This window comes from Labrenzia sp. 011, assembly GCF_003075075.1.
Classification (GTDB): Bacteria; Pseudomonadota; Alphaproteobacteria; order Rhizobiales; family Stappiaceae; genus Roseibium.
On the sequence record NZ_QCYM01000009.1, the window covers coordinates 130877 to 153816 of the forward strand.

Genomic DNA, 22940 nt, shown 5'->3' on the forward strand with positions numbered 1-22940 from the left:
TCACATCCTGAACAGGCCGAAGCGGGTGTCTTCTATCGGCGCGTTGAGCGCCGCCGACAGGGACAGGCCGAGAATGTCGCGGGTCTTGCGCGGGTCGACGATGCCGTCGTCCCACAGGCGGGCGGTGGCGTAGAGTGGGTGGCCCTGTTCCTCGAACTGGTCGACGATCGGCTGCTTGAAGGCCTCTTCTTCTTCCGCCGGCCAGGACCCGCCCTTGCGCTCGATACCGTCGCGGCGGACGGTGGCCAGAACGCCGGCAGCCTGTTCGCCGCCCATGACGGATATGCGCGAATTGGGCCAGGTCCACAGGAAGCGCGGGCCGAAGGCACGGCCGCACATGCCGTAGTTGCCGGCACCGAAGGAGCCGCCGACCAGCATGGTGATCTTGGGAACCGAAGTGGTGGCGACGGCGGTGACCAGCTTGGCGCCGTCCTTGGCGATGCCGCCGCTTTCGTATTTCTGCCCGACCATGAAACCGGTGATGTTCTGCAGGAAGACGAGCGGCACCTTGCGCTGGGAGCAGAGCTCGACGAAATGGGCGCCCTTGACCGCGCTTTCGGAGAACAGCACGCCATTGTTGGCAACGATGCCGACAGGCATGCCGTGAATGTGGGCGAAGCCGCAGACGAGCGTCGTGCCGTAGCGCGCCTTGAATTCGTCGAAGCGCGACCCGTCGACGACGCGGGCGATCACCTCGCGGATGTCATAGGGGGTCTTCAGATCGGCGGGAACCACGCCGAGGATTTCGTCCGGATCGTACAGCGGGTCTTCCGGGGTCTGCAACGCAAGCGACGTGGACTTGGTCCGGTTGAGGCTGGCGATGGAGCGGCGGGCGAGGGCAAGCGCATGGGCATCGTCGCGGGCGAGATGATCGGCGACACCGGACAGGCGCGTGTGCACATCGCCGCCGCCGAGGTCTTCCGCGCTCACTTCCTCTCCCGTGGCGGCCTTTACCAGGGGCGGGCCGGCGAGAAAGATCGTTCCCTGGTTCCTGACGATGATGGTCTCGTCGGACATGGCCGGAACATAGGCACCGCCGGCGGTGCAGGACCCCATCACCACGGCGATCTGGGCAATGCCCTTCGCCGACATGTTGGCCTGATTGTAGAAAATCCGCCCGAAATGGTCGCGGTCGGGAAAGACCTCGTCCTGGTTGGGCAGGTTGGCGCCGCCGCTGTCGACCAGATAGATGCAGGGAAGATTGTTCTCCGCGGCGATTTCCTGGGCGCGCAGGTGCTTCTTGACCGACATGGGATAGTAGGTGCCGCCCTTGACGGTGGCGTCATTGGCCAGGATCATCACCTCCTGGCCTTCCACCCGGCCGATGCCGGCGATCATGCCGGCGGAAGGCGCGGCGCCGTCATACATCTCATGGGCGGCGAGCATGCCGACCTCGAGAAACGGCGAGCCGGGATCGAGGAGGCGCGACACCCGTTCGCGCGGCAGGATCTTGCCGCGCGAGACATGGCGCTGGCGGGCGGTCTCGCCGCCGCCGTCAAGAGCGGTCCGGGCGGCTGCCTTCACCGTGTCCATGGCCGCCTCATGGGCGGCCCTGTTGGCGGCAAACTGGTCGCTTTTCGGCGACAGGCTCGATTTCAGGATGCTCATGTCATCCGCTCTCCATGTGGACTTTCCGGTGCGACGGCCTTGCGCACCAGGTCAAGATACAGCTCTTCGATGTCCCGTTCCGACAGGCGGCCGCCTTCGCGATACCAGGCCGGGATGCCGGTCAGCATGGCGATGATCGCACGGGTCGTGACTTTCGGGTCGTTGACGGCATAGCGGCCGGCCGATCTGCCGGTTTCCAGAATGCCGGTCAGAAGGGCTTCGTAGCGGCGTCGCTCGGCCTCGACGAGGCGGAAATTTTCCGGCTCCAGGTTGCGCAGCTCCATGTAGGAGATGAACACCTCATCCGTCCGTTCCAGGTGATAGCGGATGTGAAAGCGCACGAAGCGTTCGAGCGGATCCATGTCCGGAGAAAGATCCGTCGTCTCCCAGGCCGCCAGGAGGTCGGCCATATGGGAAAGCATCAGGTCCTTCAGGATATCCTGCTTGGTCGGGAAGTGGTTGTAGAGAGCCCCGGGGCGGACGCCGACATCGGTGGCGATCTCGCGCATGGAAACGGCGGCATAGCCGGACTCGGCAAAGCGCTTCAGGGCGGCCTTGCGGACGCGTCCGGCGGTTTCCTGCCCCTTGGCGCGCGCCAGAGGCCTGGTCCGCTGCCGGTCCTGAGATTCGGCCTGTCCGCCGTCCGCTGACCGGGCGGGGGTTTTCGCTGCGCTGGTCGCCATCCTGTCCTCCCGGGAAGAAAAGTAAATGAACGTTCGTTCATTTGCAAGGAGGTTTCGATGTGAATTCGTTCCGCTACGACATATCGGCGGCGAACTTTGGGAATTGTCAAAAAACTTTCATGGTTAAGCTGTTCACAGTCAGAGGGATGAAGCCTCCTGTTTTTCAAAAGGAACAATCGATGAGCGACGATAGCGCGAAGACCTGGGTCGAGGCCGAATGGGCGGACAGTCTCGACGAAGAACTGGAAATGGAGATCGACGACAATCTGATCGCCAAGGATCTGGCGTTCATTTCCGACAAGAGGCACAAGTCGCCGGTCGACCGGAGCACCTATTTTCACGAGTTGCTGCGTCTGCAGTCCGAGCTGGTCAAGCTTCAGGACTGGGTGCAGCACACGGGAGAAAAGATTGTCGTCATTTTCGAAGGCCGGGACGCGGCCGGCAAGGGCGGCGTGATCAAGCGCATTACCCAGCGCCTCAATCCGCGTGTCGCCCGTGTCGTTGCCCTGCCGGCGCCGTCGGAGCGCGAGAAGAGCCAGTGGTACTTCCAGCGCTATGTGCCGCATCTGCCGGCAGCGGGTGAAATCGTGCTGTTTGACCGGTCCTGGTACAACCGTTCGGGTGTCGAGCGGGTCATGGGGTTCGCCTCCGAGGATCAGGTGGCGCAGTTCTTTCATGACGTTCCGGAGTTCGAACGGATGCTCGTGCGCTCCGGCATCAAGCTGGTCAAATACTGGTTCTCCATCACGGACGAAGAGCAGCAGCTGCGCTTCCTGATGCGTATCCACGATCCGCTGAAGCAGTGGAAGCTGTCGCCGATGGACCTGGAATCCCGCGTGCGCTGGGAAGACTATACCAAGGCCAAGGAAGAAACCTTCGAGCGGACGAATATTCCCGAAGCGCCGTGGTTCATCGTGGAAGGCAACGACAAGAAGCAGGCGCGTCTCAATTGCATCAGCCATCTTCTGTCGATGCTGCCTTACGAGGAAGTGCCGCACGAGCCGATCACCCTGCCGGAACGGCGCTTCAATCCGGATTACGAGCGCAAGGTTCTGCCCGAGCATCTTTACGTTCCCCAGAAGTTCTGAGGCATCGGCCGGGAAAAGACCGGGCCTCTTTCCCGCGTTGAGGATCGGTGAAGCGCGGCAACAGGGCGGCCCGCTGCGGGCGTGTCGACCCTTGTCGGGCACCGGGTTTCATGCCATCTGAGGGACGTGCCTCAAAAAAAGTGGGAGGAAGTCACTATGGACAGCACGAAAATCCGCTGGGGGATTGTTTCGACCGCAAGGATCGGGATCGAAAAGGTTATTCCGGGCATCCAGCGCTCGCAAACCGGCGTCGCCCATGCCATTGCCTCCCGCGACAGGGCCAGGGCGGAGGACGCTGCCGGAAAGCTGGGAATAGGCAAGGCCTACGGTTCCTATGAAGAGTTGCTGGCCGATCCGGAAATCGATGCCATCTACAATCCGCTTCCTAATCATCTGCATGTGCCGGTGACCATTCAGGCTGTCGAGGCAGGCAAGCATGTCCTGTGCGAAAAGCCCATTGCCCTGACCGCGCAGGAGGCCGAGCAGCTTCTCGATCTGCCCCGGGACAGGCTCGTGGCGGAAAACTTCATGGTGCGCGCGCATCCGCAATGGATCCGCGCCCGGGAGATCGTCCGTTCCGGAGAGCTGGGCGACCTGAAGGCGATCCAGGCCTTCTTCAGCTATTTCAACGACGATCCGGCCAATATCCGCAACATGGCGGACATAGGCGGTGGTGCGCTCTATGACATCGGTTGCTACACGATGCTGGCGGGGCGCTATTTCTTCGACGGCGAGCCGGAGCGCGTCGTGTCGCTGATCGACAGGGATCCCGAGTTCGGCACAGACCGCACGACCAGTGCTCTGCTGGATTTCGGTCAGGGCCGCCACCTGAATTTCGTCGTGTCGACCCAGCTTGCGCCCTATCAGCGGTTTCAGCTTGTGGGGACGAAAAAACGTCTTGAGATCGTCATTCCCGTGAACGCCCCGCAGGGCGAGGCCGTCACGATCCGTCTCGACGACGGATCGATTCTCGGGGACGGGGCCATGCGCTCCGAGACCATCGCGGCCTGCGACCAGTATGCCGAGCTGGCCGATGTCTTCGGCCGGGCGATCAGGGGAGATGTACCCTTGCCCTATGGGGCCGAGGATGCGGTCCGCAACATGAAGGTGCTTGATGCCCTGTTTGCGTCCGCCGCGCAGGGCGGCTGGGTTGCGGTAAAATGACCGTGACAAGCGGGGCGCCTGTGCGCCCCGCTTGTCACGATTTGCGCGTGCCGGTCAGATCTGCTCGCCCCGCTTGCTGTTTGTTATGAATGCAGGTGATCTGACCCGAGATTGTTAATGTTGATGAATGAAATGGCCAGATTTTATTGTGATTAATGCTATGGATGCGATTATTCCCTAGGGTTGCTTGGGAATAATTCATAGTTATTTTTGACTATAACTTTGGGTATATTGCTTTTTGTAAGTAAATTTATAGTTGAAGTTTACGTTTTATTATGTGAGCCACTCCACGTTGAGACCGTACGAATTCAGTCAGTGTACGGGGGCTGCGGAAACAGATGGATTTCATTCGCGGAGATTTCAATCCGACGGTGCTGCTCGAGTGTCTGGCCTCGTCCATTCACCAGGGCATTTCGGTCATCGACCGTGATCTCAATGTGATCCTGATGAACCAGACGGCGCTGGAGCTGCTCCAGCTGCCCGATAACCTCCTGAGCGATGACCCGAGACTTGAAAACGTGTTCCGCTACAATGCGGAACGCGGCGACTACGGGCCGGGAGAACCGGACGTGCTCGTTCGGGAGCGGATCGATCTCGCCCGGCTTTTTCTGCCGCACGACTTCACCCGCAAGCGGCCGGACGGCGCGATCCTTCGCATTCAGGGGACGCCCGTCCAATGCGGCGGTTTCGTCACGACCTATACGGACGTGACACTGGAGCATGAACAGGAAAAGGCCCTGAAAGCGGCGCGCGACCGATTGGAGAGCAGGCTTGACGAGCGGTCACGGGAGCTGGGGGCCAATCGCGATCTGCTTCTCAACTCGATAAACGCCATCAAGGACGGCTTTGCGGTGACCGACTCCGAAGGCCGGGTGGTGCTCGCCAACAACAGGATGTTCGATATCTATCCGGACTTGCCGGCGCTGCTGGCCAGGAAAGCCCATGTCAGCGAAGTGTTCAAATCCGTTTTTCCCGACGACCCGGACCGGGATCTGGAAGACGTCGCCGACTGCGAGAGCATGTGGTCGGAACGCCGGTTTCCCGACGGGTGCTGGTATCGGATCACCCGCACCAGAACGGAAGACGGCGGGCTGCTGGCTGTCTATTCGGATATCTCCTCCTACAAGGAGCAGCACGCGGTGCTGCAGAGCCATACGGACGAACTGGTCCGGCACCTGAGAAAAGAAAAAGAAGTCAACGAGATGCAGCGCGAATTCGTCTCCATGGCGTCGCACGAGTTCAGGACGCCTCTGGCGATCATCGACAGCAATGCGCAGCGGATCCTGCGGAAAGCAGACAGGCTGAAGCCCGAAGTGCTCGTTGAACGTCTCGGGAACATCCGGGATTCGGTGGAGCGGATGCAGTATCTCATCGACCGTTTTCTGAATTTCTCCCAGTCCCAGTCCGTGGGGATGGATATCCGGCGCGAACCTGTTTCGCTGCAGCAGCTCGTTCTGGCGGTGTGCAAGCGTCAGGAAGGGATCGCAAGGGATCGCAGCTTCCTGATCGATGTGGAAAATCTTCCGGAGTTCATGGATCTGGACAAGAAGCTGATGGAGCAGGGGCTTTCGAACCTGATCTCGAACGCCGTCAAGTATTCGTCCGAGGCGTCGACGATCGCCGTGATCGGTTCGGAAATGGACGGCAAGGCCGTGATTTCCGTTCGGGACGAAGGCGTGGGAATTCCGCGGGACGAAATTCCAAAGATCTTCAACCGCTACTTCCGCGCCTCCACCTCAAGCGGAATCGCCGGCACCGGTATCGGTCTCAACCTGACGAAAATGATCGTGCAGAAACACGGCGGCAGGATTCACGTTGAAAGCGAGGTCGGAAAGGGCACGACCATCACCTTGTCGATGCCGGTGGTCGGTCGCCGGGCCGGACATGCGCAGGCAAAGGCAAGTTAAGGTGTGAATTCTATCCGTTGCATCTTCATTTTTGAGTTCTCACCCCAGACGACCTTCCTTGACGGTCGAAATCAGCACACGGTTCAGGAGCGGAACACGCATGTCAAAAGTGGCCAGGATATTGTGCGTCGAGGACGAGGATATGCTCCTTCAGGATCTGAAGGAGGAACTCGAAGACGAAAACTACGAGGTGCTGACGGCAAAAAACGGGCATGCCGCCCTGGAGGTGCTGAAAAGCGAGAAGCCGGATCTGATCATCAGCGACATGATGATGCCGAAACTGGATGGGCCGGGGATGCTGACGCATATCCGCTCCAACCGGCCCAGCCTGAACGATGTTCCTGTTATCTTCCTGACGGCCAAGGCAACCCGCGCCGACCTGATCGAAGGCAAGCGGCTCGGGGTGGACGACTATCTGACCAAGCCCGTCGACTATGACCTGCTGCTGGCGACCGTCGAGGCGAATCTCGGACAGGTTCTGCGCCTGAGAAAACAGAGCCAGTTGAAGCTTCGCCGCATCTACAATGCAATCCAGAAGCAAAGGGCGACTTCGGAGGAGTTGCGCGTCAGTTTCATCGTTCAGAACCCGAGGTCCGTCCAGCCGATATTGAACGCGCTCAATGAGCTGGGGTGCGTCGTTTCCGTGATTTCCGAGGACCAGCTCGTCAAACGCAGCTTTTCGCTCAACACCACGGACATACTGTTCATTGTCTACAGCAAGGTGGTTCATTACTATCTGAAGTATGTCACCGAGGACATCGGCACGGACTGGGACGGTGTTTCAGTCTTGCTGGCCCCGCCCAAACTGTCGGCGGAACAGCGTGCCTGCATCAAGGATGCGGGAATCAGCGATACGATCGAGTATCCCTATCCGCCGATCGAAGTGTTCAAGCTGCTGATGCGGCGGATGAAGGCCTGACAGCTTCCGGGTGTCCGGTTCCGGACAGGTCCGTGCGCATCAAAAAACCCCGCCGGAGCGGGGTTTGAAGTTCTCGGTCTGCGAAGGGATCTATTTGATCGGCGCCAGAATCATCACCATCTGACGGCCTTCCAGCTTCGGGGAAGCCTCAACCTTGGCAATCTCTGCGGTCTCGTCACGGACCTTGTTCAGAAGTTTCATGCCGAGATCCTGGTGGGCCATTTCGCGGCCCCGGAAACGGAGTGTGACCTTCACCTTGTCGCCTTCGCTGAAGAAGCGCAGCATGCTCTTCATCTTCACCTCATAATCATGGGTGTCGATGTTCGGCCGCATCTTGATCTCCTTGATCTCGACGACCTTCTGCTTCTTGCGGGCTTCTGCAGCTTTTTTCTGAGCCTGGTACTTGTACCGGCCGTAGTCCAGGATCTTGCAGACGGGTGGATTGGCATTCGGCTGGATCTCGACCAGATCCATGCCTGCTTCCATCGCGATATTCATCGCTTCTTCTGTCAGCACGACGCCGCGGTTGGCGCCTTCATGATCAATCAACTGGACTTCGCGAACGCGAATTTCGTGGTTCGTGCGCGGGCCTTCCTTCGTGGGAGGCGGGGCGCGGAATGGACGGCGAATGGTCGCAATCTCCTCTATCGTTTCAACGCGGTGCTAGAACAACCCGCAGACAGGCGGATGTGCCTGATTGCGGAAAAGTTGCCCGGATCTCTATCCCGGAGCACCTTGTCCGCGCCCAAAGGGACGCAGGATGCTCCGGTCTCTGGCTTTCCACATACACAAAAAGCCTCGGAACTCGTGTACCAAGGTGCTTGTTGCGCAAGTCCTAACGCCAGCCACAAGCTCCTGCGAAAGCGGCAAAAAGTCAACCGAAATCGGCGATTTTCGCGTTTTCCGCGGCCCTTTGACCCGGCTGAACCGGATTCAGGGCCGGACGCTTCCGTTGATTTCCCGAGTCGGCAAGCGCGGTTGTAATCCGCAGGACAATGGCTCAAGTAAGGATGGCGTTCCCCAATTCAAGGAAGGATGGGCTTTGGACGGCGGAAAATTTCTGTTTCAGCTCCTCAGGATCGTGTGCGGTTTTGTTCTGGCCCTTCTTGTTTGCGGGCTGTTCCTTGCGTGGGGCCTGTTTCGCGTGACGCATCCGGATCAGGATCCGCTCGCCTTTATCGCAATGACGATATCCGGGCTGGTCGGTGCGAGTGTCATCGGGGCGACTGTCCTGGTGCCCGCTGCGGTGCTGATTGTCCTTGCGGAAGCCATGCGCCTGAGAAGTCTGGTGTTTCACGTCGCCGCAGCCGGCGGACTTGCGTTCCTGATCTGGACGCTTGGCTCGGAAACGGGGACGACGGACTGGCGGCCGGGAAGCCCGGTTGTCCTGGCTGCCGGTTTCATGGGAGGCGCCGTCTACTGGCTGATCGCCGGCAGGAAGTCGGGAACCTGGTTCGACGGGCAAGGTTCCGGCAAAGAAACGCAGACCCGGGATTAAACCCCGGCCGGGTCTTTCAGGTCGCCGTCCTTGAGTGCCTCGCGGGCTGCCTGGTAATGATCCTCATGCATGTGGCCGCGGATCATGGCTATGGCCGCCATCAGGATCGTGGCATCGTCTCCGAAGCCGATTCCGATCAGGAAATCCGGCACTGCGTCAATCGGCAGGACGAAATAGGCAAGTGCGGCGATGAGTGTCGCCCGCACCTTGACCGGTGTCGCCGGATCCATCGCACAATAATATCCGGCAACGATGTCCTCCATGAAGGGGACCTGCCGGACAGCCTTGCGTGCCGTCGCCAGCAGCTTCCTGCGGATGGTCTGTCGTTGCTCTTCTTCCGGACCGAGGAATTCGGGGTCGAATCCCAGATCCTCGAAAGTCGTATCCATATCGTTTCCCGCGATTGGTTTCAGACCTCCAACATAGGACCGCCCGGCGGTCCGTTCAATGCGGAGCGCATTTCCGGGGGCAGCCTAGAGCGTCGCCGGACTTGTCTCGTCCGCGTCCTGCAGCGTGTCATGTCCGAGTTTTTCCAGCGCCAGATCGATCTCGCGCAGGCCGGACGGGGTGCGGTTCTCGCTCACCATCGGACCTTCGGTGGCGGCGCGTTCCAGAGCGCGTGCATCCGCCCGCATGCCGAGAAGCTCGGCTATCTTGTCTTCCGAGCTGCGGGAGCTGTCATTCAGAATTGCGGCGATCCGTTCATCAATGCGGTTGGTCATGAGTTTTCTCCTTGAATGGCGGCCAAAGACGGCGCCGTGAGCGTGATGCCGGAACAGGGGCCTGCCCCGCATCCGAGTTCCGTTCGACCCGGCGGGCAAGCCGTCTTTGGCGCCCGTCGATGTCAGGCGGCACCCAGGATCAGTTTTTCGATTTCGTCCACCGGGTGGTTTGTCAGGTCCTTGCCGATTTCAGCAAGGATGCGCGCATTGACCTCCTTGTGCAGTTCCTTGCGGATCTGGCCAAGAACGGATGGGGCGGCCACGAGCACCATCTGGCTGAAGTCCCCCTTGTGGGCGCGCTTGTAGAGAATGTCCGCAAGATCCGAAGCGAAATTGTCTTCCGCGAGCTGATGCCAGTCGGTTTCCGCAACCGCGCTGCGATGGCCCTGGGGGCCGTCGCTCTTGCGGCCGGGGCGGTCGGTGCACTGGTCACGGCTGGGCGGATTGTCCTGTTCCTCTTTCCTGAAGATCTCGAGGTTGGGAAACTTTTCGTCCCCTTCATTGCGCAGGAAAAGCGCCTTGGCGCCGTCCGCGACCACGACCCAACCGCCGTGTTTCAACCGGATCAATTCACTCATTTTCCATCTCCTCGCTCTGTCGGGGCCCATGGGGGATCAACGGGGCCGGAGCCGATCCGTTCCACGAATGCCCGGTGCCTGTTGCCTACAGGCGTCTGTCCGGAGCCGTAAAGCCGCCTGTCTGCGGCGTGCGACGGGGGCAGGACTGGTTCCGTGCCTCATCCCGGCATATTTCATATAATGGCTGGATTCATCGAATTGAATGTTCCGACCGGCAGAAACCCTGCGGGCGGGAACCCCGCGAGCACTGAGCCGTTTGTCAATGAGACGTTTCCAAACGCGAAAAGGTCGTCACAGAAGCAATGTTCGAGCAGATCCAGTCCGAATTCGCCCTCAATTTCCAGGCCTTGCCTGTCCCGATCGTGATGGTGCGCATGATCGCCGCAATCCTTCTGGGCGGAGTGATCGGCTTCGAACGGGAAGGGCGCGGCAAGGATGCCGGTCTGCGGACCCATATGCTGATCGCGCTTGCCTCCTGTCTGTTCCTTCTGATCAGCCAGGAACTCGCGGAGCTGTCCTACGGCGGCGGGGCCGAAAAACAGGTCGACCCGTTGCGTCTTGTGGAAGCGGTGACCGCCGGGGTGGCATTCCTTTCCGCTGGCCTGATCTTCGCGCGAAACGGCACGGTGAAAAATGTCACCACAGGCGCGTCCATGTGGCTGTCGGGCGCTGTCGGCATGGCATGCGGAGCCGGACAGATCGGTCTGGGGTTTGTTGCCACCGTCCTTGTGGTGATCGTTCTTGCCGTCGTCGGCCTGCTGGAAAGACGGCTGCCCGGCCGGTCCGGTCCGCCCCGTTGAAGCGGTCAGACCGGGGTGGCAGACACTGTCCCGCCCGGTGTCAGCTCGCGTGTCCCTCAGGCGTTGCCGCGTGTCTCCAGAAGGCGGCGGGCGATCACCTGGGCCTGGATTTCCGCTGCGCCTTCGAAAATATTCAGGATGCGGGCATCGCACAGGACCCGGGAGACGGGATATTCCAGCGCGAAACCGTTGCCGCCATGGATCTGCAGGGCATTGTCGGCGGCGGCCCAGGCGACCCGGGCCCCCAGCAGTTTTGCCATGCCTGCTTCCAGGTCGCAGCGTTTGCCGGAATCCTTCTGCCAGGAGGAAAAATAGGTGAGCTGGCGGGCGATCATCAGTTCGGTGGTCATCATGGCCAGCTTGTCGGAGACGCGCGGAAATTCGATCAGGGGCTTGCCGAACTGGATGCGTTCTTCCGCATAGCGCAGGCCGAGATCGAGCGCCGACTGGGCGACGCCCAGGGCCCTTGCCGCCGTCTGGATGCGGGCGCCCTCGAAGGTCTGCATGAGCTGCTTGAAGCCCTCACCCTCCACCTGGCCGAGGAGGTTTTCTCCCTTTACCTCGAAGCCGTCAAAGGCGATCTCGTATTCCTTCATGCCCCGGTAGCCGAGCACCTCGATCTCGCCGCCGCTCATGCCCGTGGCCGGAAACGGGTCCTCGTCGGTGCCGCGCGGCTTTTCCGCGATGAACATGGACAGGCCCTTGTAACCCGGTTCGTCGGCATTGGTGCGGGCCAGCAGCGTCATGATGTCGGCGCGCACCGGGTGAGTGATCCAGGTCTTGTTGCCCGAGATCTTCCAGCTGTCGCCGTCCTTCACGGCCCGGGTCTTGAGGGAGGCCAGGTCGGAGCCGGTGTTGGGTTCGGTAAAGACGGCCGTGGGCAGGACCTCGCCGGAGGCAATCTTCGGCAGCCAGTGCTGTTTCTGCTCCTCCGTCCCGCCGCACAGGATAAGCTCGGCGGCGATTTCGGACCGGGTGCCGAGAGAGCCGACGCCGATATAGGCGCGGGACAGTTCCTCGGAGACGACGCACATGGCTTCCTTGCCGAGGCCGAGGCCGCCATATCCCTCCGGGATGGTCAGGCCGAAAACGCCCAGCTCGGACATCTGTCCGACCACTTCGAGGGGGATATACTCGTTCTTCAGGTGCCACTCGTGGGCATGGGGGGCGACGGTATCCTGTGCAAAACGCCGCATCTCGTTGCGGATCTGCTCCATGGTCTCGTCCAGTCCGGGGTCTCCGAATGTCGAATGGCCGGCCTGATCCCGGATGAGCCGGGTGATTTCGCTCCGGACCGCGGGCGTGTTGCCAGTGCGGATAAGGGTTTCCACATCGTCCGTGCGGAAGCTGTCGGCCTCTTCCCGGACAATGCCCAGATCCGCGAGACGGACAGTTTCGCCCTGATTCATGGGAATGCCGCCGAAGATCTGCGCCAGATACTCGGCGAATCCGAGCCGCACGATCCTGTCCTCCAGCGTGCCGTAACGGCTTTCCTCCCTGAGGCGTCTGGCATAGGCGTCGAGCTGGCGCAGGGAGTCCACATAGGTCGCCAGCCAGGCCAGCCCGTGGGTTGCCCGCTGTTCCTCTTCCATGCGCCGCGAGGAGATGCGGCCGTCTTCCGTCACGTCCGCACGGACACGCTGCGCTGCGAGATCAAGCAGGCGGTCGAGGGTGGCAACGGCGGATGCGGTGTGTTCCGACAGGCTCTCCGGCGATTCTGCCGCCTGGATGGCTGCAGGGGACATGGGCGTTCTCCGTTTTCATTTGTTGCGCACTGGCGCTTGTTGTTGAAGCTATGTTGCGTTGCACACCCGGATTTGTCGAGGCGGAATTTCTCCACCTTTTGGAGGGGGCGGATTTGCCTCTGCGCCCTTGACTAGCGCGCTGGAGCAAGGCCACATCGAAACATGAGTTTCCGTCTTGCCGCCCGGGTGATTTACGCCGTCCTGAAAGATGCCATCGGTCATTTCGCCCGCGATGACGGGTTCGCGATGGCCAGCCATGTCGCTCTTTCGGTGCTTCTGGCGATTTTTCCCCTTCTTATTTTCATTGCTTCGCTTGCGGCCTTCCTCGGTCTGACCGGGGCGGCGGATACGGTTTCCGATCTCATTTTCGATGCCTGGCCGGCAAGCGTTGCCGCGCCGCTTGCGCGGGAAGTCCAGAACGTCCTGACTGTCCGGCGCGGGGATCTGTTGACCCTCGGCGCCGTTGCCGCGTTGTGGTTCTCCTCCAACGGGGTGGAGGCGCTGCGGACCGCGCTGAACCGCGCCTACCGGCAGCAGGAACACCGCTCGATCGTTCTTCTCAGGCTGCAATCCCTGGGACTGGTCGTGCTGGGCGCGGGCATCCTGCTGGCCTACACGTTTCTGGTGGTTCTGGCGCCGCTGGCACTGGCCGAACTGGAAACCTACGTGCCGGCGATCGAATCCTTCCTGCTGTCGATCAATGTGGCCAGATACACGCTGGCCGGTTCCCTGCTGATCATCGGGCTGTTCATCACCCACTGGCAGCTTCCCTCGGGACACAGGACGTTCAGGGATCTCTGGCCGGGCGTGGTTGCAACCCTGATCATGTGGATCGTTTCCGGCAGCGTCTTCGGTGCCTATCTGGCCAGGTTCGCCAATTACGTGTCCACCTACGGCGGACTGGCAGGCATCATGACCGCGGTGATCTTCCTCTACATATGCGCCCTGGCCTTCATCCTCGGGGGCGAACTGAATGCGGCGATCTCCCGTCAGCGTCAGGTCGGCCGGCGCAAGCGTGCGCAGACCGCTTCGCAGGAGGCCGCCGCAGGCTGAGGTCTCCGGTGTCTGCGGATCAGGTTTTCGCGACCGGCCGGCGGATCGTCAGAACGGCGCTCACCACAAGTGCCATGCCGGCGAGCTGGATCAGGGTCAGCGTTTCTCCAAAGAGAAAATAGCTTTCGACCGCCGTTGCAACGGGAACCAGATAGAACAGGCTGGCCACACTTGAGACAGCTCCCTGGCGAATGAGCAGCATCAGAAGCAGGATGGCGCCCACGGACAGGACCAGAACCAGCCAGACCAGGGCGAAGATGAATTCTCCCGACCACGTGATTTGCCAGCTTTCGAAAAGACTGAGCGGCGCCGTGACCAGCAAGGCACCGGCGTATTGCCAGGCAGTTGCCGCGAGAAGGTCCGTCGTGCCGACAAAGCGTTTCTGGTAGACCGTGCCGAAACTGATGGCGATGACACTGCCGATGACGACGGTGATGGTCGCGGCGGTGATGCCCGTGCCGCCCGGATCGAATTTGGGGCCAAGGACCAGTGCCAGTCCGGCGGCGCCGATGGCCATGCTGAGCCAGTGTCTTTTCGAAACGGTCTCCCCGAGAACCAGAACCGCCATGAGGGCCGTCAGGACAGGCTGCAGGCCGACGATGATGGAAGACAGGCCGGCCGGCATGCCCTGCTTGATCGCCCAGAAAACGCCTCCCAGGTAGAAACCGTGAACGAGCACTCCGGCAACGATCGAGTGAAAGATGGCCGCAGGTGACTTCGGCCAGGATTTCGACAGCAGCAGGGCGAGGAAGATCAGAACAGGCACGGTGGCGACGAATCGGATGGTCAGAAACGCCATGGGTTCGACATAGGGAGCGCCGAGTTTCGAGCCGACGAAACCGGTTGACCACAAAAGAACGAAGATTGCTGGCGCGCATTTGGCGAGGATTCTCAAGACTGCCTCAAAAATAGGATAAATGCCTGAAAAATAGGCTGTTTCTGGTGGGTGGGGCGAGCGGTCATTAACTGGAAGTTGGTGATTTTCCGTGACTCTGCGCGCTCATAATTCAGGTGTCAGCAGCATATGTGGTGACTATGGGTATTCAACGGTCCTTTCAAATCCTGTCCGGACTTTCGGTCAAAGTCAGAATTCTCTCGCTCAGCCTATTCACGATTGTCGGCTTGCTGGCAATAGGCGCGGTGTTTTTCTGGAGCCAGAACGAGGTGAATACCGCTTTTGCCAGGATGGGAGAAAGCGCAACCCTTGCCGACCAGGTCGCGAACCTGTCCGATGTCGGTGCCTCCCTTTTGTCGATCGAGAAACACTATCTCATCGCGCCGACATCCGGCGGAGTGGAAGCCTTCGAGGCAAGGCTCGGACAGGCAGGCCAGGTTCTGGAAGACCTGTCCGCCAATCCGGTTGCCGCGGTTCATTCGGACCGGATCGCGGATGTGAAGGACACGCTGGAAGGCACCGGAGGCGCGTTCGAAAGGCTCGATGCGGTCCAGCAGAAGATCGGCTACGACAGCAGTCAGGGGTATCTGGCGATCCTGAACGAGACTGCCGGTGCAGTGAAGCTTCGCCTGCAGGAGGAAATGAAATTCGGCGGCGGTCCGGATTTCGAGAAACTGGCCCGCGCAATCCTTGCCGTGCAGCTTGCGGAAAAGGAATTCAGTTTCAACACCACGCCCCAGTCGGTCGCGAATTTCGAATCCGAGTTCGGCGCCTTCGAGAAGCTGCTGAAAAAGGTCTATATTTCCGACGCGATCAAGAAGGAACTGGCCGATAACATGGCCACCTACAAGACCACCTTCGACGCGTATACTGCGGCCATGAGCCAGAGGACGGATTATGTCGGTCTTCTGGAAAGCCTGTTCGACCTGGTCCCCCCGCATATCGCGACCCTGAAGGAGGCGGCGCATGCCATCAAGGCGCAGGCGGACCGGCAATTGGAAACTGCCCGCTCGATTGCCGCTGTCGCGATCGGTGGCACAATCCTGGGCCTGCTGATCCTGCTTCCCGCCATCGCCGTGCTGATCGGCCAGTCGATCTCCCGTCCGCTGACCCGGTTGCAGGCGGCGATGGAGGCACTGGCGGACGGTCAGACCGATCTGAGCCTTCCGCAGCTTGCCGGCAATACGGAACTGGCATCCATGAGCCGGACAGTCCAGATCTTCCGGGACAACGCGGTTGAACGCACCCGGCTTGCCGATGCGCAAGCCCTTGAAAACCGGCAGCGCGAGGAAAGGGTTGCGCGGCTCGACGGTCTGATCTCCGGTTTCGAGACAACCGTTTCCAGGGCGCTCGACAGTCTGGACAAGGCGAATGGCGAATTGCGGCAGACCTCCAGATCCATGGAGCAATCGGCGGACGATGTCGCCGGTCAGTCCGATGAAGCGGCGAGCGCGGTGAAAACCGCGGCGGAAAACGTGACTTCGGCGGCCCAGTCCGCGGAAGAGCTTGCGGCGTCCATCGCGGAAATTTCCGGACAGGCCAACCGGTCGACGGAAGTTGCCAAGCAGGCGGTCATGAGCGCATCTGCGACCGTTACCACCATGCAGGACCTTTCCGGCGCCGCGGAGCGCATCGGCGAGGTGATGGGCCTTATCCGGGACATTGCGAGCCAGACGAATCTGCTGGCGCTGAACGCGACCATCGAGGCGGCCCGCGCGGGCGAGGCCGGCAAGGGGTTTGCCGTGGTGGCCGCGGAGGTAAAGCAGCTCGCCGATGAGACCTCCCGGGCGACCGAGGATATCGCGACGCAGATCGAGGCGATCCAGGGGTCTTCCAATGTGGCGGTCGAGGCCATTCAGGACGTGAACCGGATCATTTCGGACATGGAGGGACTGGCGTCCGCTGTCGCTGCCGCCGTGGAGCAGCAGGACGTGGCCGTTCAGGCGATTTCCCTGAATGTCTCCAGTGCCTCGGCCCGGTCGGAAGAGGGCGCCGCGCGCATGGGAGCGGTGGGGGCCGCCGCCAGCCTGGCGCGCAGCAACGGCGCGGAGGTGGAGCAACTGGCGGAGTCCCTCGGCGAACAGGGACTCCTGATCCGTGAGGAGGTTGCCCGTTTCCTTCAGGATGTTCGCAGCGCCTGACCGGAGGTTCATCCGTGTGCCATCGCGGCAATTCGCCCTTCTGGCGGGCAGGCGGACTTCATGTTAGGCCATAGGCACATGTTGGTGCTGAAAGCCATACTTGAAGAGGGCGGACGGAATGCAGGAAGAAATCGTCATCATCGGCGCGGGACAGGCTGGTGCGCAACTTGCGCAATCCTTGCGTCAGGGCGGGTTTGAAGGACCGCTGCGCCTGCTAGGCGACGAACCGCATCCCCCCTATCAGAGACCGCCGCTTTCGAAGAAATACCTGGCCGGGGAAATCGAAACGGACGGCCTCTGGCTGCGTCCCCCCGCGTTTTTCACCACCAATGAAATCGATCTTATCCCGGGCACAAGGGTCGCGGCCGTCGACCGGGGGAGCAAGCGCCTCCGGTTGGAAAACGGCGACACGCTGCCCTATGGCAAGCTTGTGCTGGCAACGGGAACCCACGCGCGTTCCCTGCCGATCCCGGGAGCGGACAAGACCGGCGTTGTGACGCTGCGGACCATCGCCGATGTGGACGGCATCCGGGCAAGGCTTGCGACCACCAAGCGGGTCGCGATCATCGGTGCGGGTTACATCGGTCTGGAAGTGGCTGCAGTTGCCCGTGGACTTGGCAAGGATGTCAGTGTCATCGAAGCCCAGGACCGCCCGATGAAGCGTGTGGTGAGCGAGACGGTCTCCGCCTTTTTCACCAACCTGCATCGCTCGAAGGGCATTGACCTGCGCCTCGAGACGGGTGTCGAGGCCATCGAGGGCGATGATGAGGTCTCCGGCGTCAAACTGGCCACGGGAGAGACGGTTCCGGCCGAACTCGTGCTGATCGCCGTGGGGGCGGAACCGAACGACGGGCTGGCGAGCGCGGCCGGTCTGGAGACCGACAACGGCATTCTCGTGGACGGCTCCGGTCAGACCAGCGATCCGGATATCTACGCGGCGGGTGACTGCACCCGGTTCTATTCCAACCGGTACAAGCGTTCGGTCAGGATGGAAAGCGTCCAGAACGCCATCGATCAGGCCAAGATCGTGGCGCAGGCGCTGGTCGGTCAGGACGTCGACTACGATCCGCTGCCCTGGTTCTGGTCCGACCAGTATGACATCAAGCTGCAGATCGCGGGGCTTTCGGACGGCTATGACGACACGGTCGTCGTCGGCTCGCCGGAGGACCACAAGTTCTATGTGGCCTATCTGAAGGCGGGGCAGCTTGTCGCCGTCGACAGCATCAATTCCCCGCGTTCGCACATGATGGCCCGCCGGGTGATCGGCGATAGCTGGCGCGATGGGCTGATGCCGCCGGAGGCGTGAGGTTCGCTGCCGTCGATGACGGCCGGACCTATTCCGCCTTGCCGAATTTTTCCTGAAAGTGGGCCGTCATCTCCCGGTTGCGGTCGTACTGGTGGACGATCGCATAGGGCTGCCTGTCGGCTGTCGTGACCACACCATCCTCGAATAGGGGAAGGGAGTCTGCGGGCATGCAGAAGCTTTCCACCTGCGGGCTGACATTGGCGCTCACCGCATGCAGCAGCCAGGGAACCTGCCAGTTCACCCTGGTCGTTTTTTCCTTCCACCCGGCGAAGGTCAGAAGCTGGTTGAAGGCGGCCTGATCGCCACTGCGCTTGGTCTGGTCGAAATAATAGACCGCGAGCATGAAATCCATCATCGCCTCATAGCGGCCGGCGAAATAGCCGGCGCAGCAAACGGGCCGGTGTTCGACGCGCTCGAGGGCATGGCGACCGTAGGTTTTCAGGACGTTCCGGCGGTTCCAGGGGTCCTGGTGGGTGATGCTTTCCTCACCGACGATCAGGTCCCTGTCCGGAGCGAGATTGGCCGCCATCCAGCTGAAGGGGTCGCTCTGGAAAACCACGTCCCTGCTGTCGGAGAAGGCGACGAAGCGAACGGGTTCGCCGAGAGCTTCCAGATGTTTCCTGACCAGGTGACCGGCGTGAAAGAAGCGCCGGTCATAGATCTTGTCCCTGAACCTGAGGAGGCGCTTGTTCCATGTCCAGCGCCTGTCGGTATACAGCCGGCCGTCTTCGCTGTGATCCTCGATTTCTTCCTGCAGCTGCGAATAGCGGTAGCGCCGTTTTTTCCTGTCGTGATCGAACGTGATGACGATCGATCCCATGTGGGTCATGTATTCCACGAGGGCTTCACTGACGTCATAGGCGACCGCGACCGTGCGCCCCTGGAACCCAGAGGCCTTCAGCGAGTTGTACCAGACCGCAAGGTCCTTCGGTTCATAACCCGATACGGCGGTGACGATCACGTCGCGCGGTGAAGCGGTATTGAGCGACATTGTTACTCCGGAAGATTGCAGGCGGCCTGCGGCCGCCGAACGGGCAGTCAGATCTGGCTGGGACGTACCTATCCCAATCGCGGGACGGGGGCTACTGCACGGCGCTATTTAGCAGAATGAGCCGGGTGACTTCCCTGGGAATTTCAAGGTGAACCATATGGCCGACCCGTTCGAAGATGTGGGTCGCCACAATGCCTGGGAGCTTGTGGGCCTGGCGGGTGGGCAGAACCCGGTCCTGGGTGCCCCAGATGACCTTGATGGGCAGGGGCAGGGCCGCGAGTTCACCCCTCGGCAGGGTCTTTTGCACGTCGCCGTCGATGATCTCGTCGGCGACAGCCTGCAGGGTCACGGCCGCGCCGGGCCGGGCGCGGCTTTCCGCGGCGGTTCGTGCCAGGAATTTCGGCAGCTTGAATTCCCAGCCGAAAAACTGCTCCAGAAGCGTTTCCATTTCCGCCGGGTCCGTCGCCGCGGCGTAGCGGCGCAGCAGCCGGTGGTTGATTTCCGGACCGAAGCCGCCGGGCGCCAGGAGCGTCAGACTGGCGGCGATCTCGGGGGCTCTAAGGGCGACAAGCGCCGCCACCGCGCCTCCCATCGAATGGCCGACCAGATGGACCCTGGTCAGTCCCAGCGCCTCCAGGGACTGGGCCACGGCCTTTGCGGCCACGCCGGCATTGCCGATCCTCGGCCAGTCCAGGGCTTCGCCATGGCCGGGCAGGTCGAAGGCGATGGACCTCTTGTGCGGTGCCAGACCGGTCTGGATGTTGAGCCATGTCTGCCGGTCCCCGCCGAAGCCATGCAGCAGGATCACCGGCGCGCCTGTGTCGGGGCCGGTCGTCGGCTGCTCCCGGAAAGGCAGGTGAAGCGGAGCGGACGGGTCGAGATCGGTCATGTCTTGCGGGTTCCTGTGCGACGGGTCCGGCCATTGCCGGAAACGGGTTTTCAGAGTGTGGGCCTTCGGCCGGAGGACGCTATTCGAGGGCAAAAAGCGGTTGCGGCGCGGCGAAGCCGCTGAGGGAGAAATCGCCGACCGGGCGGGATCTCGTGCCGGCGCGCCGGGCGATATCCGCCGTTACGAGAACATCGGCACCGACGGTTTTCGTCAGGCTTTCAATCCGCGCGGCGGCATGGACGGTCTGGCCGATGACGGAAAAGGTCATTCTGTGGGGAACGCCGATATTGCCGAACATGACGGTGCCCACGGACAGGGCGATGCCGGCTTTCATCGGCTGGGCGGAAGAGGTTTCCATGTTGATGGAGCTCAGACGCGCGCGGGTTTCATCGGCGGCGGAAATGGCCTGGGCGACGGCGGTTTCAAGGCTTTGCTTGCCGATGGGGAAGACCCCGAGGACAGCGTCGCCGATGAAGTCGAGCACTTCGCCGCCATGGTCCAGAATGGCTCCGGCGGTGGCCTCGAAATAGGTGTTGAGCCAGGACAGATAGGCATCGGGGCCGAGCCGTTCGGCAATTGCCGTGGAGTTGCGCATGTCGCTGTAATAGATCACCGCATCGACGGTTTCCCCATCGCCATGGCGGATCTGGCCGGCCAGAACCTTGTCGCCAGCGGTCCTGCCCAGATAGGTTTCGGCGATCGTGCGACTGATCTGGCCCTGAAGGGTTGCGCGTGCCGCCAGGGCGAGCCGCTTCTGAATATAGGTGATGGCGGTCATCGCTTCGTCGGAAAACCCGGTCTCCTCCCGGGTGGCCCAGCTTACGGCAATGCCGGAGGTGGAGACGTCCTCGCGGATGGTCGGCAATTCGAATGCGGTGACCCTGATCAGGTAGTCGGTATAGCCCTGCTCGGACAGTCTGGAAAGCAGCGGGAATTCGAAGGGGGCATTGGCGTTGGTCAGCCGTCGCCGCAGTACCGGATCCCGGCTCATCAGGATCGCCCGGATCGGGCTCGTGCGCCAGGCTTCGCTTTCCTCGTGAGAATGCGCGATCCGTTCATGCTGGATGGCCATGCCGTTCTCCCAGCAGACCGTTTCCGCCTCGATCAGAGGATGGAGCGTCGACCAGCCCAGAAGAGCTCGGTCGACCGGCACATGGCAGCGGCGCAGCTTTTCGCACAACTCGGCGAACATGGTCGCCATGTCCGGCGATCCAAGGGCCAGGCCGATCAGCCAATCCTCGATACCGTCGATTTCCGACATACTGATCATGCTGCGACGTCATACCATCCGAGAAAACAGGACCTCAGTTTGACCACACTTGAAGAGGGGTCCGCAAGGCGCGGCTCGCGGTACGGCGGGAGGGCCTTGCCGTGGGGGTGCGACGTGGCGGATCCGCTGCGTTTGCGGACAGTTTGAACCGGCGGATACTCAGGACGCCGGTTCAAGCGCGACCTCGCCGGGAGGGATGACCAGCCAGTTGACGATCGCATCGGGAATGTCGGCGGAGGACCTGTAGCGGAAGGCGCGCGTGCCGCCACGCACCGCATCAGGGTAATGGCGGCGAAGCTCGCTGATGGGCCGTTTGCTCTCGCCGCGCCAGACAAGCATCAGTCCATGAGCCTGAACCTCCCGCGGGTCGATCCAGGGACTCAGGCGGGTGTCGTGCAGGTAGAACATCGAGGGGCGGCCGGGGGCGTAGAGGGCAACATTGCCCGCCGTCCACATGTCCCCGGCGACATAGGCCAGATCCGTGCCCGTTTCCGATTTCCACACCGCGGCAAGATGGTCGGCAATGTCCTGGCCGGGATAGTGGATACGGGTCTGCCTGTGTTTCCAGTGCGGCTCCACAACAGCCTGGCCGAGCAGGACGGCGAGGAAGATCGCCTGGATCGCAATGGTCGCGGCGAAGGCGCGGCGGGGAAAGGGCCAGGCGGCGGGCAGGGCGAGAAACCGGACGGCAACCGTGCCGGAGAGCAGGAACATCGGCATGCCCCACATATGCTCGAATTCATTGCCGGTGACCGCCGATGCGGCCAGAACCACGGCGAGGGGCATGAAGGCGAACCAGAGGAGAAAGCGGTCGCCGTGGCGCGGCAAGGGAGCGGCGGCCTTGCGCGGTGCGCTCCTGAAGGTTTTCAGACCTGTCCAGCCGAGTCCGGCAAGCACCACCAGAAAAAGTCCGGCGTGATTGCCGATCTGGGCTGCGAGGAAATTCAGCGGATTGACAAGGTGATCGAGAATCGAGGCGGCCGCCTTGCTGCGGCTTGCCGCATATTGGAGGGTGAGAAAGTCCGTCTCCACAAGCCAGAGGACGTGCGGCACGACCAATGCGGCGCAAACCAGTGCGCAGAGCCAGGGGCCGGCCGACAGCAGGTGCCGGCGTGCATCGGCGAAGGCCAGTGCGTAGAACCCGATGGTGCCGATCAGAAGCAGCACGAAATATTTCGTGTAGAGGCCGAAAGCCGCCAGGGCTCCGAGCACGATCCAGTCCCGAAGGCGGCCGCGCTCCAGGGCCCTGTGGAAGAAGAGCATCATGCCCGCCCACACCGGTATCTGGAGGACGTTCGGATTGAACTCGGGCAGGGGCAGGGTGAAATAGAAAGTCACGCTGGTGAGCACGACGGACCAGAAGGCCTGCCAGGGGGCAAGGCCGAGCCGGCGGGCCAGCTGCCAGATGAACAGATAAGCGAGCGCGGCGCTGAAGGCGCTCAGCCAGTAGGCGCCGGCGAAATGGCCTCCGGTCAGCCGGTAGGTCATTTCCAGGAGCCAGGCCTGCATGGGCGGGTGCTTGGTATAGCCGAGCTCCAGCTCCCGTCCCCAGGCAAAGCCTTCCACCACATCCAGCGGCGGACCCGGAAAGGTCAGCGACGGGATCACGGCGTAGAGCAGGCAGACAACGCCGCCATAAAGGAGTGCTGCGCGGCTCGCGGAGATTTGCTGCAACATCATGCC

General features: G+C 61.7%; 21 protein-coding genes. 9 read left to right on the plus strand and 12 right to left on the minus strand.

What is annotated here, in order from left to right; translation table 11 throughout:
* Positions 1-1608, minus strand: a complete 1608-nt coding sequence (locus DCO57_RS11895; protein WP_116699110.1) for a carboxyl transferase domain-containing protein — start codon at positions 1606-1608, stop codon at positions 1-3.
* Complete coding sequence (locus DCO57_RS11900; protein WP_116699111.1) at positions 1605-2291, minus strand: TetR/AcrR family transcriptional regulator; 687 nt, start codon at positions 2289-2291, stop codon at positions 1605-1607. Before DCO57_RS11900 ends, DCO57_RS11895 begins: the two co-directional genes overlap by 4 nt.
* A gap of 179 nt (positions 2292-2470) precedes the next feature.
* Here DCO57_RS11900 and ppk2 point away from each other — a divergent pair, with 179 nt between their 5' ends.
* The 4 genes from ppk2 to DCO57_RS11920 all read left to right on the plus strand — a co-directional run bounded on the left by ppk2 (position 2471) and on the right by DCO57_RS11920 (position 7369).
* Positions 2471-3379, plus strand: coding sequence for a polyphosphate kinase 2 (gene ppk2 / locus DCO57_RS11905; RefSeq protein WP_116699112.1), 909 nt, complete (start codon positions 2471-2473; stop codon positions 3377-3379).
* 156 nt (positions 3380-3535) lie between these two features.
* Positions 3536-4543: a Gfo/Idh/MocA family oxidoreductase gene (locus tag DCO57_RS11910; RefSeq protein ID WP_116699113.1), complete on the plus strand. Its 1008-nt coding sequence runs from the start codon at positions 3536-3538 to the stop codon at positions 4541-4543.
* A 338-nt stretch (positions 4544-4881) separates the two neighbouring features.
* Positions 4882-6450, plus strand: a complete 1569-nt coding sequence (locus DCO57_RS11915; protein WP_116699114.1) for a PAS-domain containing protein — start codon at positions 4882-4884, stop codon at positions 6448-6450.
* 100 nt (positions 6451-6550) lie between these two features.
* Positions 6551-7369 (plus strand): response regulator, encoded by an 819-nt coding sequence (locus tag DCO57_RS11920; RefSeq protein WP_116699115.1) that lies wholly within the window; start codon positions 6551-6553, stop codon positions 7367-7369.
* A gap of 90 nt (positions 7370-7459) precedes the next feature.
* Here DCO57_RS11920 and infC read toward each other — a convergent pair whose 3' ends face one another.
* Positions 7460-7999 (minus strand): translation initiation factor IF-3, encoded by a 540-nt coding sequence (gene infC / locus DCO57_RS11925; RefSeq protein WP_116699116.1) that lies wholly within the window; start codon positions 7997-7999, stop codon positions 7460-7462.
* A gap of 412 nt (positions 8000-8411) precedes the next feature.
* Between infC and DCO57_RS11930 the strand changes: the two genes are divergently transcribed.
* Complete coding sequence (locus DCO57_RS11930) at positions 8412-8867, plus strand: hypothetical protein (RefSeq protein WP_208977912.1); 456 nt, start codon at positions 8412-8414, stop codon at positions 8865-8867.
* Here DCO57_RS11930 and DCO57_RS11935 read toward each other — a convergent pair.
* From DCO57_RS11935 to DCO57_RS11945, 3 genes are all read right to left on the minus strand, one after another.
* Complete coding sequence (locus tag DCO57_RS11935) at positions 8864-9256, minus strand: YkvA family protein (protein WP_116699117.1); 393 nt, start codon at positions 9254-9256, stop codon at positions 8864-8866. The genes DCO57_RS11930 and DCO57_RS11935 overlap by 4 nt on opposite strands.
* Positions 9257-9340: 84 nt before the next feature.
* A complete protein-coding gene (locus DCO57_RS11940; protein ID WP_116699118.1) occupies positions 9341-9589 on the minus strand; it encodes a hypothetical protein in 249 nt (82 codons plus the stop codon).
* Positions 9590-9711: 122 nt separating this feature from the next.
* Positions 9712-10167, minus strand: coding sequence for a host attachment family protein (locus DCO57_RS11945; RefSeq protein ID WP_116699119.1), 456 nt, complete (start codon positions 10165-10167; stop codon positions 9712-9714).
* Between the two features lie 302 nt (positions 10168-10469).
* Between DCO57_RS11945 and DCO57_RS11950 the strand changes: the two genes are divergently transcribed.
* Positions 10470-10967: an MgtC/SapB family protein gene (locus DCO57_RS11950; protein WP_116699120.1), complete on the plus strand. Its 498-nt coding sequence runs from the start codon at positions 10470-10472 to the stop codon at positions 10965-10967.
* A 56-nt stretch (positions 10968-11023) separates the two neighbouring features.
* On the opposite strand, the gene DCO57_RS11955 is transcribed toward DCO57_RS11950, so the two are convergent.
* Positions 11024-12712 (minus strand): acyl-CoA dehydrogenase family protein, encoded by a 1689-nt coding sequence (locus tag DCO57_RS11955; protein WP_116699121.1) that lies wholly within the window; start codon positions 12710-12712, stop codon positions 11024-11026.
* A gap of 162 nt (positions 12713-12874) precedes the next feature.
* On the opposite strand from DCO57_RS11955, the gene DCO57_RS11960 reads away from it, so the two are divergent.
* Positions 12875-13765 carry a YihY/virulence factor BrkB family protein gene (locus DCO57_RS11960; protein ID WP_116699122.1) on the plus strand — a complete coding sequence of 297 codons (891 nt, stop codon included), beginning with the start codon at positions 12875-12877 and terminating at the stop codon, positions 13763-13765.
* Positions 13766-13784: 19 nt separating this feature from the next.
* On the opposite strand, the gene DCO57_RS11965 is transcribed toward DCO57_RS11960, so the two are convergent.
* On the minus strand, positions 13785-14660 hold the full coding sequence (locus DCO57_RS11965) for a DMT family transporter (protein WP_116699123.1): 876 nt from the start codon (positions 14658-14660) through the stop codon (positions 13785-13787).
* Positions 14661-14929: 269 nt separating this feature from the next.
* Here DCO57_RS11965 and DCO57_RS11970 point away from each other — a divergent pair, with 269 nt between their 5' ends.
* Both DCO57_RS11970 and DCO57_RS11975 read left to right on the plus strand, forming a co-directional pair.
* Positions 14930-16801: a HAMP domain-containing methyl-accepting chemotaxis protein gene (locus DCO57_RS11970; protein WP_208977913.1), complete on the plus strand. Its 1872-nt coding sequence runs from the start codon at positions 14930-14932 to the stop codon at positions 16799-16801.
* 118 nt (positions 16802-16919) lie between these two features.
* The gene (locus tag DCO57_RS11975) at positions 16920-18107 is read left to right on the plus strand and encodes an FAD-dependent oxidoreductase (RefSeq protein WP_116699124.1); all 1188 of its coding nucleotides are present in this window, start codon (positions 16920-16922) and stop codon (positions 18105-18107) included.
* A gap of 28 nt (positions 18108-18135) precedes the next feature.
* Here the strand turns inward: DCO57_RS11975 and DCO57_RS11980 are convergent, their stop codons facing one another.
* The 4 genes from DCO57_RS11980 to DCO57_RS11995 form a co-directional block, all read right to left on the minus strand.
* Positions 18136-19098: a hypothetical protein gene (locus DCO57_RS11980; protein ID WP_116699125.1), complete on the minus strand. Its 963-nt coding sequence runs from the start codon at positions 19096-19098 to the stop codon at positions 18136-18138.
* Positions 19099-19189: 91 nt separating this feature from the next.
* A complete protein-coding gene (locus DCO57_RS11985; RefSeq protein ID WP_116699126.1) occupies positions 19190-19987 on the minus strand; it encodes an alpha/beta fold hydrolase in 798 nt (265 codons plus the stop codon).
* A 79-nt stretch (positions 19988-20066) separates the two neighbouring features.
* Entirely contained in the window at positions 20067-21257 is a 1191-nt protein-coding gene (locus tag DCO57_RS11990) for an adenylate/guanylate cyclase domain-containing protein (RefSeq protein ID WP_116699127.1), read from the minus strand.
* A gap of 159 nt (positions 21258-21416) precedes the next feature.
* Positions 21417-22937 (minus strand): glycosyltransferase family 39 protein, encoded by a 1521-nt coding sequence (locus DCO57_RS11995; RefSeq protein ID WP_116699128.1) that lies wholly within the window; start codon positions 22935-22937, stop codon positions 21417-21419.
* Positions 22938-22940 lie beyond the last annotated feature (3 nt).

What these genes read in the sequence shown, in the direction of transcription:
- DCO57_RS11895 (WP_116699110.1), bottom strand. Translation starts at nt 1,608, where the DNA reads ATGAGCATCCTGAAATCGAGCCTGTCGCCGAAAAGCGACCAGTTTGCC.
- DCO57_RS11915 (WP_116699114.1), top strand. Translation starts at nt 4,882, where the DNA reads ATGGATTTCATTCGCGGAGATTTCAATCCGACGGTGCTGCTCGAGTGT.
- DCO57_RS11995 (WP_116699128.1), bottom strand. Translation starts at nt 22,937, where the DNA reads ATGATGTTGCAGCAAATCTCCGCGAGCCGCGCAGCACTCCTTTATGGC.
- ppk2 (WP_116699112.1), top strand. Translation starts at nt 2,471, where the DNA reads ATGAGCGACGATAGCGCGAAGACCTGGGTCGAGGCCGAATGGGCGGAC.
- DCO57_RS11980 (WP_116699125.1), bottom strand. Translation starts at nt 19,098, where the DNA reads ATGTCGCTCAATACCGCTTCACCGCGCGACGTGATCGTCACCGCCGTA.
- DCO57_RS11935 (WP_116699117.1), bottom strand. Translation starts at nt 9,256, where the DNA reads ATGGATACGACTTTCGAGGATCTGGGATTCGACCCCGAATTCCTCGGT.
- DCO57_RS11945 (WP_116699119.1), bottom strand. Translation starts at nt 10,167, where the DNA reads ATGAGTGAATTGATCCGGTTGAAACACGGCGGTTGGGTCGTGGTCGCG.
- DCO57_RS11990 (WP_116699127.1), bottom strand. Translation starts at nt 21,257, where the DNA reads ATGATCAGTATGTCGGAAATCGACGGTATCGAGGATTGGCTGATCGGC.
- DCO57_RS11910 (WP_116699113.1), top strand. Translation starts at nt 3,536, where the DNA reads ATGGACAGCACGAAAATCCGCTGGGGGATTGTTTCGACCGCAAGGATC.
- DCO57_RS11955 (WP_116699121.1), bottom strand. Translation starts at nt 12,712, where the DNA reads ATGTCCCCTGCAGCCATCCAGGCGGCAGAATCGCCGGAGAGCCTGTCG.
- DCO57_RS11900 (WP_116699111.1), bottom strand. Translation starts at nt 2,291, where the DNA reads ATGGCGACCAGCGCAGCGAAAACCCCCGCCCGGTCAGCGGACGGCGGA.
- DCO57_RS11975 (WP_116699124.1), top strand. Translation starts at nt 16,920, where the DNA reads ATGCAGGAAGAAATCGTCATCATCGGCGCGGGACAGGCTGGTGCGCAA.
- DCO57_RS11940 (WP_116699118.1), bottom strand. Translation starts at nt 9,589, where the DNA reads ATGACCAACCGCATTGATGAACGGATCGCCGCAATTCTGAATGACAGC.
- DCO57_RS11950 (WP_116699120.1), top strand. Translation starts at nt 10,470, where the DNA reads ATGTTCGAGCAGATCCAGTCCGAATTCGCCCTCAATTTCCAGGCCTTG.
- DCO57_RS11960 (WP_116699122.1), top strand. Translation starts at nt 12,875, where the DNA reads ATGAGTTTCCGTCTTGCCGCCCGGGTGATTTACGCCGTCCTGAAAGAT.
- DCO57_RS11985 (WP_116699126.1), bottom strand. Translation starts at nt 19,987, where the DNA reads ATGACCGATCTCGACCCGTCCGCTCCGCTTCACCTGCCTTTCCGGGAG.
- DCO57_RS11920 (WP_116699115.1), top strand. Translation starts at nt 6,551, where the DNA reads ATGTCAAAAGTGGCCAGGATATTGTGCGTCGAGGACGAGGATATGCTC.